The organism is Pseudalkalibacillus sp. Hm43 (assembly GCF_054170705.1).
Window position 1 is genome coordinate 352,778 of the sequence record NZ_CM135129.1, and the last position, 14,548, is coordinate 367,325.

The 14,548-nt window shown below is 43.4% G+C and carries 16 protein-coding genes; all 16 read left to right on the forward strand.

Annotated features, from left to right (window positions below; translation table 11 throughout):
• Positions 1-44: 44 nt before the first annotated feature.
• The 16 genes from ACXQIQ_RS01865 (at position 45) to aroA (ending at position 14,307) form a co-directional block, all read left to right on the forward strand.
• Positions 45-299, forward strand: a complete 255-nt coding sequence (locus ACXQIQ_RS01865) for a stage VI sporulation protein F (RefSeq protein WP_226549540.1) — start codon at positions 45-47, stop codon at positions 297-299.
• A gap of 240 nt (positions 300-539) precedes the next feature.
• Positions 540-740 (forward strand): DUF2768 domain-containing protein, encoded by a 201-nt coding sequence (locus ACXQIQ_RS01870; RefSeq protein ID WP_439300417.1) that lies wholly within the window; start codon positions 540-542, stop codon positions 738-740.
• A 46-nt stretch (positions 741-786) separates the two neighbouring features.
• Positions 787-1,509 carry a hypothetical protein gene (locus tag ACXQIQ_RS01875; protein WP_439300416.1) on the forward strand — a complete coding sequence of 241 codons (723 nt, stop codon included), beginning with the start codon at positions 787-789 and terminating at the stop codon, positions 1,507-1,509.
• A 253-nt stretch (positions 1,510-1,762) separates the two neighbouring features.
• A complete protein-coding gene (spoIVA, locus tag ACXQIQ_RS01880) occupies positions 1,763-3,241 on the forward strand; it encodes a stage IV sporulation protein A (RefSeq protein WP_226549531.1) in 1,479 nt (492 codons plus the stop codon).
• 729 nt (positions 3,242-3,970) lie between these two features.
• Positions 3,971-4,243, forward strand: coding sequence for an HU family DNA-binding protein (locus ACXQIQ_RS01885; protein ID WP_439300415.1), 273 nt, complete (start codon positions 3,971-3,973; stop codon positions 4,241-4,243).
• A gap of 113 nt (positions 4,244-4,356) precedes the next feature.
• On the forward strand, positions 4,357-4,914 hold the full coding sequence (folE, locus tag ACXQIQ_RS01890; protein WP_226549513.1) for a GTP cyclohydrolase I FolE: 558 nt from the start codon (positions 4,357-4,359) through the stop codon (positions 4,912-4,914).
• A gap of 16 nt (positions 4,915-4,930) precedes the next feature.
• The gene (gene mtrB / locus ACXQIQ_RS01895; protein ID WP_226549510.1) at positions 4,931-5,155 is read left to right on the forward strand and encodes a trp RNA-binding attenuation protein MtrB; all 225 of its coding nucleotides are present in this window, start codon (positions 4,931-4,933) and stop codon (positions 5,153-5,155) included.
• A 244-nt stretch (positions 5,156-5,399) separates the two neighbouring features.
• Positions 5,400-6,215 (forward strand): heptaprenyl diphosphate synthase component 1, encoded by an 816-nt coding sequence (locus tag ACXQIQ_RS01900; RefSeq protein ID WP_439300414.1) that lies wholly within the window; start codon positions 5,400-5,402, stop codon positions 6,213-6,215.
• Positions 6,216-6,219: 4 nt separating this feature from the next.
• On the forward strand, positions 6,220-6,945 hold the full coding sequence (menG, locus tag ACXQIQ_RS01905; protein ID WP_439300413.1) for a demethylmenaquinone methyltransferase: 726 nt from the start codon (positions 6,220-6,222) through the stop codon (positions 6,943-6,945).
• Positions 6,946-6,958: 13 nt separating this feature from the next.
• Positions 6,959-7,927: a heptaprenyl diphosphate synthase component II gene (hepT, locus tag ACXQIQ_RS01910; protein ID WP_439300412.1), complete on the forward strand. Its 969-nt coding sequence runs from the start codon at positions 6,959-6,961 to the stop codon at positions 7,925-7,927.
• Between the two features lie 86 nt (positions 7,928-8,013).
• Positions 8,014-8,457: a nucleoside-diphosphate kinase gene (gene ndk / locus ACXQIQ_RS01915; protein ID WP_439300411.1), complete on the forward strand. Its 444-nt coding sequence runs from the start codon at positions 8,014-8,016 to the stop codon at positions 8,455-8,457.
• Between the two features lie 244 nt (positions 8,458-8,701).
• A complete protein-coding gene (locus ACXQIQ_RS01920) occupies positions 8,702-9,475 on the forward strand; it encodes a CheR family methyltransferase (protein ID WP_439300410.1) in 774 nt (257 codons plus the stop codon).
• 25 nt (positions 9,476-9,500) lie between these two features.
• Positions 9,501-10,673 (forward strand): chorismate synthase, encoded by a 1,173-nt coding sequence (gene aroC / locus ACXQIQ_RS01925; RefSeq protein ID WP_439301956.1) that lies wholly within the window; start codon positions 9,501-9,503, stop codon positions 10,671-10,673.
• Position 10,674: 1 nt separating this feature from the next.
• On the forward strand, positions 10,675-11,787 hold the full coding sequence (gene aroB, locus ACXQIQ_RS01930; protein ID WP_439300409.1) for a 3-dehydroquinate synthase: 1,113 nt from the start codon (positions 10,675-10,677) through the stop codon (positions 11,785-11,787).
• Between the two features lie 35 nt (positions 11,788-11,822).
• Positions 11,823-12,953, forward strand: a complete 1,131-nt coding sequence (gene hisC / locus ACXQIQ_RS01935) for a histidinol-phosphate transaminase (protein ID WP_439300408.1) — start codon at positions 11,823-11,825, stop codon at positions 12,951-12,953.
• A 64-nt stretch (positions 12,954-13,017) separates the two neighbouring features.
• Positions 13,018-14,307, forward strand: a complete 1,290-nt coding sequence (gene aroA / locus ACXQIQ_RS01940) for a 3-phosphoshikimate 1-carboxyvinyltransferase (RefSeq protein WP_439300407.1) — start codon at positions 13,018-13,020, stop codon at positions 14,305-14,307.
• Positions 14,308-14,548: the final 241 nt, after the last annotated feature.

Genomic DNA, 14,548 nt, shown 5'->3' on the forward strand with positions numbered 1-14,548 from the left:
CATCGCATAGGATATTATGAATGTTACGTGTGAGGAGGACTTCGATGGACAGAAATTTCATGGATGACATTGAAAAGAAGACAGGTGTAAAGAAAGAAGATATTTTCAAGCTAGCCGATTCTGTACAAAATGCCAATTTACGTGATGAGAAGACGATTCGCCAATTGATTTCACAGGTCTCTCGTATGGCGGGGGTACCGGTTTCAAAAGAAAAAGAAGATCAGATCGTAAAGGCGATCATAAATAATAATATCCCTCTGGACATGGCCTCGATCGCGAAAATGTTCAATAAGAAATAATATTGAGGTAAAAATAGGCGATTGAGCGATACAGGTATCCATAAATTTGCATAAACTAGCATGGAATGGACATTTGAGCTGCAGCGGGAAATGTTATTTAGTCAATTGCTGGAGAAAAGGCGCCCCTTTTCTTCAGCTTTTATTTTTTATCGCGATGATTCTTTGAGTTGTCCTTTCTTGTTCATATGTTCTATTCAGAAAATGTGCTATAATGAAACCCGGAAATAAGGAGGTAAGCGCATGTCTGAAGGGTTAATCAAGATGTGGATCGCTCTAGCTGCGATCGGACTGATGTTCATATCGGTCATTTCGATATCCATCAGCCGGACGAAATTGAACGGTATCCTCAAAGGGATCATCTCAATCTTTGCATATGCATGTATGATTACTGCAGGGATCCTGCTCATATTTGTCGTGTTCAGCGGTCCCGTTCCAGAGTAATACCTAGTAAGATGATTTTACATAGCTTAGTAAGTCAGGTGATAACATGAAGCGTTTCATATATTTCGTCGTAGGTGTCCTTTCTTTTACACTGTTGACGGGCTGTCTCTATCCAGAGGAGCGAATGGCACAAAATCGAGTACCTTATAAGCAACAGCTCAATACTGTCCAAGATGCGGTCAACCAGTACCGTATGGATAATGGTGTGCTGCCGATTGAGAACCGGGAACAGGGCACTGGCATTTACATCAAGTATCCTATCGATTTCGGAAAACTAGTACCACGGTATATGCCGGAACCTCCAGGCAATTCGTTTGAAAATGGGGGTGTCTTTCAATACGTTCTGGTCGACGTTGAGAAAGACCCTGTCGTAAAGCTAGTAGATCTTGAAACAGTAGAACAGCTTAAAGACTTCAAAATGAAATTACGGTTATATATCCAGAAAAAGGACTACCCACCTTATAAAGATGTTTTGGCGAACAATCGGTATACGCTAAAGCACAAAGAATTAGGTTATAAGGAGCAGCCAGTCGTGAAGAGTCCATTCACAGGTAATAACCTTCCGTTCATTGTAGATGGACAGAATAACGTCTATATCGATTATTCTATGGATCTATACCAGGCACTCCAAAACAAAGAGTATGATTATAAAAAAGGTGATGACATAAGGGACATCCTGATGGAAGATTCTCCATTTGTCCCTGCATTCTCTGTCCCTTATACGGTCGAGAATGATGAGCCTGTCTTTTTATTCGAAAAATCCGAATAATGACAAGTTCTCGGAAAACAAGTTTTTTCTCACCGAAATAGGTATGTTCCCTCTCTTCTACCAATAAAGTGTAGTAAGGGAGGGATTTTTTTCGTTCAATAGGATGGTTATTTCTCCGACGATGAGGTGATCGAACGATCGAATCTACGATATTATTTTTAGTTTTATCACCAGAACAGTCATATTCGTTGGACAACATCATAGACATATATTGTCTATCCCAAACACTACTCTGGAATGGGGAGGGGAACTAATGGAAAAAGTTGATATCTTCAAAGATATCGCAGAACGGACTGGCGGCGATATATATTTGGGTGTAGTGGGGGCTGTAAGAACCGGTAAATCAACTTTCATCAAAAAGTTCATGGAACTCGTCGTACTGCCGAACATAGAGAGCGAGTCTGAAAAGATGCGTGCTCAAGATGAGCTGCCTCAAAGTGCGGCTGGTAAGACGATCATGACGACTGAGCCTAAATTCGTGCCGAATAATGCTGTCAAGATCGAAGTGGATGATGGTTTAGAAGTGAATATACGCTTAGTAGACAGCGTAGGTTATGCGGTACCGAGTGCTAAGGGTTACGAGGACGAAAATGGTCCTAGGATGATCCATACACCATGGTACGAAGAACCGATTCCGTTTCATGAAGCAGCAGAAATCGGTACGAGAAAAGTCATACAAGAACATTCGACCTTAGGGGTAGTTGTCACGACGGACGGTTCAATCGGAGAGATTCCACGTTACGATTATGTAGAATCAGAAGAACGGATCGTTGATGAATTGAAGGAAGTCGGAAAACCGTTCATCATGCTCATCAATTCCGTACATCCGCATCATCCAGAGACAGAGAAGCTGCGAAGGGATCTATGCGAGAAGTACGATATCCCTTGTCTATCGTTAAGTGTAGAAAGCATGACAGAGCATGACATCAACAATGTATTGAGAGAAGTCCTTTACGAATTCCCTGTACTGGAAGTCAACGTTAATCTTCCGAGCTGGGTAATGGTATTGAACAACGAACACTGGCTCCGTAACAGCTATGAAGAGTCGGTTCGTGAGACTGTAAAAGATATCAAGCGTCTTCGTGATGTCGATCGTGTGGTCGGAAACTTCACCGATTATGAGTTCATTGACGAAGCGAGACTTGCTGGTATCGAAATGGGGCAAGGGATTGCGGAAATCGACCTTTACGCACCAGACGATTTATATGATCAAATCTTAAAAGATGTCGTCGGAGTCGAAATCAGGGGTAAAGACCATCTCTTACAGCTCATGCAAGATTTTGCACATGCGAAGTCCGAGTATGATCAGATAGCAGACGCACTCCGCATGGTTAAGCAGACAGGATATGGAATCGCAGCACCTGCCTTATCGGATATGAGTCTTGATGAACCTGAAATCATCCGTCAAGGATCAAGATTCGGTGTCAGGCTGAAAGCTGTCGCACCATCCATCCATATGATCAAGGTAGATGTAGAGTCCGAGTTCGCACCAATCATCGGTACCGAGAAGCAGAGCGAAGAACTGGTCCGATACTTGATGCAAGATTTCGAAGACGATCCACTTTCAATCTGGAACTCCGATATCTTCGGAAGGTCGCTTAACTCCATCGTACGAGAAGGTATTCAGGCGAAAATTTCGCTAATGCCGGAAAATGCGCGGTATAAGCTTAAAGAGACATTAGAACGCATCATCAACGAAGGTTCAGGCGGACTGATTGCGATCATCCTATAATCCAGAAGACTCCAATTGAGTGGAGTCTTTTCTTTTTTTGGATGTGAAGGGTGTATCCTACCCGAAAATGAGAGCAAATGTGATTTCGGGCAGGATCAGAGGTCTATCCTCCCCCAAAATGAGAGCAAATGTGATTTCGGGCAGGGTAAGAGGTCTATCCTCCCCCAAAATGAAAGCAGATATGATTTCGGGCAGGATAAGAGCTCTATCCTCCCCAAAAATGAGAGCAGTTGTGATTTCGGGCAGGGTAAGAGGTCTATCCTCCCCCAAAATGAGAGCAGATATGATTTCGGGCAGGATAAGAGGTCTATCCTCCCCAAAAATGAGAGCAAATGTGATTTGGGGCAGGGTAAGTACTCTATCTTACCTTAAAAAAGCAAAACCCAAGTTTGAGAACAAGATTAATTTGACCGGAATACGATGCAGGTTCATGGCCAATCAACCCCCGAATCACACATAATGAGGACCCGCATTTTGCGGGTCTCCTTTTATTTTTTGCTCGTTTCATGCCTTAGATGTTATGATGGTTTGACGAACCGTTGATATATCTAGATTGAGCGTGAATTGGCTGATATTTACTTTCAATTCGGAAATATACCGAAAAATGATTGAATTTCGGTTCAATATCGTTTAATATAAGGCATGTCAACGTATTGACGCTGTTAGTTCTTTGAATAATTGGTTATAATGACTAAAATGAAACGAACTCATTGAGAGGAGGTGAGTCGTGTGAACAAGACAGATCTAATCAATAATGTATCTGAGCAAACCCAACTTTCTAAGAAGGACGTTTCTAAAACAGTTGACGCTGTATTCGAAGCGATTGAATCTTCACTAAAAGGCGGGGACAAAGTTCAACTCATCGGTTTCGGAAACTTCGAAGTACGTGAGCGTGCTGCTCGTAAAGGCCGTAACCCACAAACAGGTGAAGAGATTGAAATCCCTGCAAGCAAGGTACCTGCATTCAAACCAGGTAAAGCCCTTAAAGACGCTGTAAAGTAATAAGTACATAGGGCATCGGAGGAGAGTCGAACATTCGGCTCTTCTTTTTTGCGTCTAAAGAGGCTATTGTGCTATTATCTGTTTGATACTGTATTAATGAAGGAGCATTGGAAATGGATCATAGCAAAATTGAAACAGCAGTGAGAATGATACTGGAAGCAATAGGAGAAGACCCTGATCGTGAGGGGCTTTTAGATACACCAAGTCGAGTAGCTCGTATGTATGAAGAAGTTTTTCAAGGTTTGAATCAAGATCCTTCAGAGCATTTCAAAACGGTTTTCGGGGAAGATCATGAAGAGCTTGTACTCGTAAAAGATATCCCATTCTATTCCATGTGTGAACATCATCTGGTTCCTTTCTTCGGAAAAGCACACGTAGCATACATACCGAAAGGCGGTAAAGTAACTGGATTGAGTAAATTAGCACGAGCTGTGGAAGCGGTCGCAAAACGTCCTCAACTTCAGGAACGTATTACTTCGACGATTGCAGATTCATTGCTTCGTTCCCTTCAACCGCATGGCGTAATGGTCATCATCGAAGCGGAACATATGTGCATGACGATGCGTGGAGTGAAGAAGCCAGGTTCGGAGACGATCACATCCGCTGTAAGAGGAATCTTTGAAGAAGATCAAGCAGCACGTGCTGAAGTCATGAGTTTGATCAAGTCTTAACTTGGAGGTATGAAAAATGGCAACTTCTGAAAATGAGTTCTTCGTCATCAAGGCGAAAGAAAATGGTGTCAATGTCATCGGTTTGACGCGTGGATCGGATACTCGTTTCCATCACTCGGAAAAACTCGATAAGAACGAAGTGATGATCGCCCAATTCACAGAACACACCTCTGCTGTCAAAGTAAGAGGGAAAGCAGTCATCCAGACTCGTCACGGTGAAATGCATACCGATCAGGACTAACCGGCTTTGAAGTGTCAGAGCTCTCTTCTGCATTGTTCACAAGAGAGCCCTGAACACATTGAACAGGCGTTACATAAAGCTTTGAAGTAGTGAGACCCCTCGTATCTGGTGAAAATATGAACCGTATGATAGAAGGGGTTTTATGATATAATAGACAATACATTATCAACGGAATACATAAGATTAACACGACGATTTCCATTGTGGCATGAATACATTGGAATCGGTGGGGGCTTAGGGCATAATGCAAAAATATGAAATGGACCTGAAAATTTCAGATTTACTTCAAAAGATCAATAAACGCTTACAGCATCCCTATTTGATGCGATATATCGAAAAGCCGGTCATTGATGAAGATAAACTTCTTCTCACATACATCATCTTGAAAGAAAAAGATTTACCTGAAGAAGAACTGGACAATTATGCGATTTCAACCATGCTCGTTCAAATCGCTTTGGATACGCATGAGCGCATCACTTCACATGAAGTTACGACTGACGAGGACAAAAAGAATCGCCAGCTATCTGTGCTTGCAGGGGATTATTATAGTAGTCTCTATTATTATCTCCTTTCTGAGATCAAGGATCTTTCTATGATCCGGACGCTTGCACAGGCAATTCAAGAAATTAACGAAAACAAGATGCAATATTATAAAAACGATAGACAATCCATTGAAAATTCGATGGAAAACATTCATCGGATTGAGTCTTCCTTGCTCTTGAAAACCGCTGATCATTTTCACCTGCCACTATGGAAAGGGATTGCTGATGAGTTTTCTTTCATGAAAAGGATGTTGATTGAGCGTTCAGAGATTCAGAACAACCATTATACACCGTTGGCGGCTAAGGTGATGAATCATCTGAATCGTTCCAAAACAAGCTGGCTATCATTGAAGTTTCAGATTCTGGAAGTTATAGATTCTTATATTCTCCATTCCAAAGAAAGACTGGAGAAATTATGGTCACAAGAACCGATCATGTATACGATTTTGGAGCGCAAAATTGACCACTATATCAAAGAATCAGGGTTTCTGAAGAAGAAATATGCGGAAGAAGGGTAAAAGTATGCAACAAGATTCAAAGGAACAACGTGTCCATCAAGTGTTCGAGTCCATCTCTACAAACTATGACAAGATGAACTCTATCATCAGTTTCCAGCGTCATGTTGCCTGGCGTAAAGACACGATGAAGCGTATGGCTGTCCAGGAAGGGTCCACAACGCTGGACGTATGTTGCGGTACCGCTGATTGGACGATTGCGATGGCAAAAGCAATCGGTAAGGAAGGACAAGCTTACGGACTTGATTTCAGTAAAAACATGCTCAAAGTCGGAGAACAGAAAGTGAAGCATGAAGGAATTCCAAATATCGAGCTTCTGCATGGCAATGCGATGGAACTTCCTTTCGAGGATGGTAAGTTCGATTATGTAACGATCGGATTCGGCTTGCGAAATGTACCGGACTTGAAACAGGTACTGAAAGAAATGTATCGAGTGTTAAAGCCGGGTGGCAAGCTCGTCTGTCTGGAAACATCACAGCCGACGATGCCTGTGTTCCGTCAACTTTACTATGGGTATTTCCGATATCTCATGCCATTGATGGGGCGTATGTTTGCAAAAAGCTATGAAGAATATTCTTGGTTGCAAGAGTCTGCAAAAGAATTTCCAGGCAGGAAAGAGCTCGCCAGGTTATTTGAAAAGACCGGTTTTGAAAATGTTGAAGCAATTCCTTATTCAGGCGGTGTTGCAGCAACACATATCGGTCAGAAACCCATGACAAACACCAAGAATTAAATTAGGTGAAAATATGAAATTGACGACAATCTATTCCCATTTGAGGAATGACTTATCTACAATTGAAAAGGACTTGGAGAAGACGATCGAAGCTCAGCACTCCATCCTACAAGATGCATCGACCCAATTGTTAAAAGCCGGGGGAAAACGGATTCGCCCTGTTTTTGTGCTGTTGTCTGCTCAATTCGGGAAATACGATGTGGAACGTGTCAAAAGAGCAGCAGTCGCATTGGAGCTGATTCATATGGCTTCACTCGTACATGATGATGTCATTGATGATGCCTCTTTAAGGCGGGGAAAGCCTACGATCAAAGCTCAGTGGGACAACAGAGTGGCGATGTACACTGGAGATTATATCTTTGCACGATCATTGGAGTACATCACCTACCTGAACAAAGTCGAAGCGCATCATGTCCTCTCACAAGCGATTGTTGACATGTGTCTTGGTGAAATCGAGCAGATCCGGGATCAGTACAACCTCGACCAGGATATTAAGGATTATTTCCGTAGGATCAAGCGTAAGACTGCACTCTTGATCTCCGTCAGCTGTGAACTTGGTGCGTTGGCAGGAGATGCGGAGCCTGATATTCAACTTCATTTGAAGCGGTTCGGTTACTATGTCGGAATGGCATTCCAAATCACTGATGATATTCTTGATTTTACAGCGACCGAAAAGCAGCTCGGTAAACCGGCAGGAAGTGACCTTCAACAAGGAAACATCACTTTGCCTGTGTTCTTTGCCCGAGAGGACCAATCGTTCGAAAGACATTTACGTGAAGTCATGGATAAACAGACGATTACACGAGTTGAAATTGAAAGTTTGATTGGTGCAATCAAAGAGTTGGGCGCGATCGATCGGTCAAAAGAAATTGCGGATCGATATTTGGAGAAAGCATTTCATGCGCTCGATCAAGTTCCCGATATGAAGGCGAAGCGTTCTTTGCGACAAATTGCTGAATATATCGGAAGACGTAACTATTAAATGTTGTGAAAACGCTTAAAATTTGATAAAATCAACTTCGGACAAGGCAGCACGTCCAAATCATACATAGATAGGAGTGCGTGAACATGGAGAAAACTTTCTTGATGGTTAAACCAGACGGTGTTCAACGTAATTTGATTGGAGAAATCGTAACTCGCTTTGAAAAGAAAGGGTTTACACTTGCAGGAGCGAAATTGATGCAAATTTCGGATGAATTGGCTCAAAACCATTATGGTGAGCATAAAGAACGTCCATTCTTCGGTGAGTTGGTCGACTTCATCACATCTGGACCTGTTTTTGCAATGGTTTGGGAAGGTGAAAACGTAATCGCTACAGCTCGTAACATGATGGGTAAAACAAACCCTACAGACGCTGCACCTGGAACAATCCGTGGTGACTATGCAGTCCAAGTTGGACAAAACATCATTCACGGTTCAGATTCACCAGAAAGTGCTGAACGCGAAATCAACCTTTTCTTCAACGAAGAAGAGCTTGTAAACTATGAAAAAACAATCTCTAAATGGGTTTAACATGAAACACTGACCAGCTGGATCTATCCGGCTGGTTTTTTATTTGTCGTTAAAGGATAGGTCCCATGTAATTCTCCACGAATAGTTATTCTAACGTCCCCCATTTTGGGGTTTTCCCGATTTCAGGGAGGCAAGGTACTTTTGAAAAGCTGTAAACTAACTGACCCTCCTCATAAGAAATAGTGGGAAAACCAATTTCCTTGCCGATATAATAGATAGAAAACAGATAGAGGAGAAGGATGAAATGGATCAGGATTACACGACATTTTCAAATCAGATTAAAAAACATACAGGAATCGATCTCTCTCTTTACAAAGAGGCACAGATGAAAAGGAGACTGATTGCACTGAGGGAAAAGAAGGGTTACGATAGCTTTTCTGACTTTTATGATGCCATGAAGGACAATAACACCCTGCTCGACGAATTTCTTGATCGGATGACCATCAACGTCTCTGAATTCTTCCGAAACCCGACCCGATGGGAAGTGCTTGAAAAGGAAATGCTCCCGAGGCTCTTGAGTGATCGGAAATCGCTGAATGTTTGGAGTGCCGCATGTTCTACTGGTGAAGAGCCATACACGCTTGCGATGCTTTTACGTAAAGCAATACAATTAAAGGACTTTTCCATCTTTGCGACGGATATCGATGAACTCGCTTTGAAGCGTGCGAAATTAGGATATTATCTTGAGAGAAGTTTGAAAGATGTACCAGAAGATATGAAGGCAAAGTATTTTGAGAAAGATGGGATTGGGTATAAAGTAGAAGATATATTGAAGGAAAAGATTACGTTTGCAAAACATAATATGCTCGCAGACCCCTTCAAGTCCGAATTCGATCTAATCGTCTGCCGAAATGTGATGATTTATTTTACAGAAGACGCAAAAGCGGAGCTATACAGAAAATTTAGCACAGCATTGCGGCCTGGCGGGATTTTATTCGTTGGGAGTACAGAACAAATTTTCAATCCGAAACAATTTGGGCTTGAATCGGTGGCTACCTTCTTTTATGTTAAAAAGTAACCTTGTAGAAGAAAGGAACCAGGATATGCGCTATTTAACTGCTGGAGAATCTCATGGACCACAATTGACAACGATCATCGAAGGAATGCCTTCTAACATGAAACTTGAAAGAGAAACGATTGACAAGGATCTGAAGAGACGTCAAAAGGGATATGGCAGAGGAAGACGTATGCAGATTGAATCCGACGCTGTCCAGATTGTTGGTGGGGTACGTCACGGGAAAACGACAGGTGCCCCGATCGCTTTGACTGTTGAAAACAAGGACTGGAAGCATTGGCTGAAGATCATGGGTCCTGATCCGATTACAGATGAAGAACAAGAAAGCATGAAGAGGGTCATCACAAAGCCACGTCCTGGTCATGCTGATTTGAACGGTGCTATCAAGTACGATCACAGAGATATGAGGAATATCCTCGAACGATCCTCAGCTCGTGAAACGACCATTCGTGTAGCGGCTGGGGCGGTTGCGAAGTCACTTCTCGCTGAATTTGGTGTTACCGTTGCAGGACACGTGCGTGAGATTGGCGGCGTAAAAGCGACGGATTTTTCCTTCCAATCATTGAAGGAACTTCAAAATGTGACGGAGGAATCCCCTGTCCGTTGTTTTGATGAAGCGGCAGGTGTGAAGATGATGGAAGCGATCGATCATGCGAAGGAAAACGGGGACTCCATCGGTGGGGTCGTGGAAGTGATTGTGGATGGCCTGCCGATCGGCCTTGGCAGTCACGTTCATTACGACCGTAAACTTGATGCCAAAATCGCCGCTGCTATCTGTAGTATCAACGCTTTTAAAGGTGTGGAATTCGGAATCGGTTTTGAAGCTGCACAACGGCCCGGAAGCGAAGTACATGACGAAATTCTTTGGAGTGAAGATAAGGGATATTACCGCAAAACGAACAATTTAGGTGGTTTCGAAGGTGGAATGACCAATGGGATGCCAGTTGTCGTTCGCGGAGTCATGAAGCCGATCCCGACCTTGTACAAGCCTTTGAATAGTGTCGATATTGATTCGAAAGAGACATTCGCCGCAAGTATCGAGCGTTCAGACAGCTGCGCAGTGCCTTCTGCAAGTGTAGTAGCAGAAGCGGTCGTAGCCTGGGAGCTCGCGAATGCTTTCACTGAAAAATTTGGTAACGAGTCCATTGACAGGATGCGACGCGTTTTTGACGAATATGTTTCCTATACGAAGGAGTTTTAACGTGGAACAGATTCAGGTGAAAACTGAGACAAAATCATATCCTGTTTTGATCGGTGATGGTGTCATCGATCAATTGCAACAGGTTTTGGAGGAGCGAGTACGAGATTGCAGTCGGATTTTGATTATATCCGACAGCAATGTCGCACCTCTATACCTGGATGAGGTCAAATCAAAATTAAGTGGTTACCAGGTGAACGAATGGGTCATTCCTGCTGGTGAAACGAGTAAGTCGATCCGTGAATATGAAAAAGGGATCACGTATGCCCTACGGTGTCAGCTCGACAGACAAGCTTGCATTATCGCTTTAGGAGGCGGGGTTGTCGGTGACCTTGCTGGTTTCATCGCATCTACATATTTGAGGGGGATACGGTTCATCCAGGTCCCGACCACTCTTCTTGCGCATGACAGCAGCGTCGGTGGAAAAGTCGGAATCAACCATACGTCAGGGAAGAATTTGATCGGGGCATTCCATCAACCAGAGGCTGTCTTGTATGACATCCACTTCCTCAAGACTTTGCCTAAAAAAGAATGGAGATCCGGCTTTGCTGAAATTGTGAAGCTGGCTTTGATTCGAGACCCGGATTTTTATGATTATTTAGAGGAAAATGTCCGCTCACTACCGATTGAAGACGAGATTCTGACTGATATCGTCAAGAAAGCAATCAGCATAAAAGCTGAGATCGTAGGTCAGGACGAAAGAGAAGCGGGTATCCGAGCCTACTTGAATTTCGGACATACCCTCGGTCATGCGATCGAAGCAGAAAGCAGATACCAATCCATCACTCATGGGGAAGCGGTGATGATCGGTATGATCTTTGCCATGAAATTGAGTGAGGAACATTTCAAGACAAAAGTCTTTCCAGAAGGATTTTTCACCTGGGTCCATCAGCTAGGTTATTCAGATTGGCATGCCACTTTAAATAAAGGTGGACTGCTCCTCGAAACGATGAAGAAAGACAAGAAATCCCAGGAAAACAAAATCCGGATGGTGCTGTTGAAGAATTGCGGCGATGTCATTCTTCAAACGGTAGAGGATAGTATACTGACAGCTGAATTAGCCTCCTACCGGACTTGGTTGAAGACAATTGCTGCTGACCGGGTTGCTGAGAAATAGAAACTGAAGATATCCCATAAAGAAGAGGTGTATATATGAAGGCGAAAGATCAAGTTTTATCTTTGAAAGCATACAAGCCAGGAAAACCGATCGAAGAAGTGAAGCGCGAGCTCGGTCTGACGACGGTCACGAAGCTTGCGTCGAATGAAAATCCATTCGGATGTGCACCAGCTGTGAAGGAAGCAGTCATGGATGAACTGGACCGGGTTTCAATCTATCCGGACGGTTATGCAGCTGATATTCGGATGAAGCTCGCACAACATTTACAAGTGAAGCCTGAGCAGATCCTATTCGGCAATGGCTCGGATGAAGTGATTGAAATGTTCTGCAGGACGTATCTTACTCCTGAGACCAATACGATCATGGCGACACCGACTTTCCCTCAGTATAAACACAACTCTGTCATTGAAGGTGCCGAAATCATTGAAGTGCCCTTGATGGAAAATGGGAAGCATGACTTGGAGAAGATGCTCCATGCAATCGATGAAAATACCCGGATCATCTGGTTGTGTACACCCAATAATCCTACCGGGTCCTATATTACAGACGAAGAACTCATTACTTTTATGAAAAAGGTGCCTGATCACATCATTGTAGCTGTTGATGAAGCATATAAAGAATACGTCGTGGCAGACGATTACCCGGATACGATCGCGCTTCAACGTCAGTACCCGAATTTGGTTGTCACCAGAACTTTCTCCAAAGCATTCGGATTGGCGTCTTTACGTATTGGATATGGCATCGCTCATGAGGATCTCATGAAAGTGGTAGATCCAGTACGAGAACCATTCAACACTTCTAGAGTCTCGCAAAGGGCAGCAATCACTGCGTTGGAGCACTTGGAATTCATCGAATCATGCAGGAGGAAAAATCGTGAAGGCATGGTCTTGTACGAAGCATTTTGTGCAAAGTATCACTTGTATTATTACCCTTCACAAGCGAACTTCATTCTGATTGACTTCAAAACTCTACAAGGGGACGAAGTGTTCGATTTCTTGTTGAGGAAAGGATATATCGTTCGGTCAGGGAACGCATTAGGCTTCCCGACATGTGTGAGGATCACAGTCGGAAGCAAGGAGCAAAATGAAGGTATCATCCAATGTCTGTCTGAATGGTTGGAGGAAATAGGGATCGATTCTGATCGAGAGACGACCATCATCGATTGATGATCATATGAGTAGGGTGACTCGATAACCGAGTCACCTCTTTCAATAAGGAGAGGTGTTTTCAATGGAGGAACATACTTTAGCGAAAAGAGAAAAAGGCTTGCAAGGTACTTTAAAGGTCCCGGGAGATAAGTCTGTAACGCATCGATCCATCATGTTCGGAGGGATGGCAGAAGGAAAAACGATCGTCCGGGATTTTCTAGACAGTGCTGATTGCCGAAGTACGATGCGATGTATGAAACAGCTTGGTGTTCAGATAGAACAGCTCGGTTCAGAGTTACACATTGTAGGAGTCGGTCGTGGAGGGTTGAAAGAGCCTGAACACGTATTGGATGTGGGCAATTCAGGTACGACGATTCGATTGATGACCGGTATTTTGGCAGGTGCACCGATTTATTCGGTCTTGGTCGGGGACGATTCCATTCATAGGCGTCCGATGAGCAGGGTTGTGGATCCACTTCGGCAAATGGGTGCCGATATTCATGGACGAGAAGATGGGCGTCTTGCCCCGATTTCCATTAAAGGTGGGAAAACGAGAGGTATTCGGTATGAAAGCCCGATTGCAAGTGCCCAGGTAAAATCGGCTTTGTTACTTTGCGGATTAAATAGCGAAGGGACGACAACGGTAAAGGAACCATATGTGTCCAGAGACCATACTGAACGAATGTTGAAATCATTCGGGGTAGAAGTGATGCGGGAAGGCACGTCCGTACAAATCAAAGGCGGGCAGAAATTAAAGGGTACCGATGTTCAGGTCCCCTCCGACATTTCATCAGCTGCATTTTTCATGGTTGCTGCAGCAATAACTCCAGGCAGTTCGATCCGTTTGGAGAAAGTCGGATTGAATCCGACCCGAACAGGGATCATGGATGTTCTCGAGAAAATGGGAGCTACCTATTCCATATCAAACGAACAGACAATCAACGAAGAGCCAATCGGAGATATTGACGTGTCATACTCTAAATTGCGAGGCACAGAAATAAATGGCGAAATCATTCCAAGGCTGATTGATGAAATTCCTGTCATCGCCCTTCTGGCTAGCCAGGCAGAAGGGATCACAACCATTAAAGACGCCTCTGAGCTCCGATATAAAGAAACCGATCGGATTGCAGCAATTACAGACCAATTGAAGAACATTGGAATAGACATCGAGCCGACAGAAGACGGAATGATCATCCATGGTAAACAAAAGGTGAAAGGTGGTAACGCAGACAGTCTCGGCGATCATCGGATCGGGATGATGCTGGCAATCGCTTCTTGTATCAGTGAAAGCCCTGTAACGGTCCGTGACGTATCAGCTATCGGCGTTTCGTACCCGAATTTCTTAAATGATCTGGAGTCTTTATCAGAATAAAAACAATTATATAAATTTTCTAAAAATATATTGATTTTTTATACGAGCTTGTTATAATAATTGTAGTATGGTTTCTCTCCACTCCTATCCATATACATTATGGACAATTGATCCCGGACGACATGTATTTACTACATCGTTGGCGGGGTCTTTTTTTGTTCATGGATCAAAAGAAATCGGGAATTATACTATGCACAAAAAATGATTCGGGTTGTCCAACCAATTGTTCTGAAAATTCTCT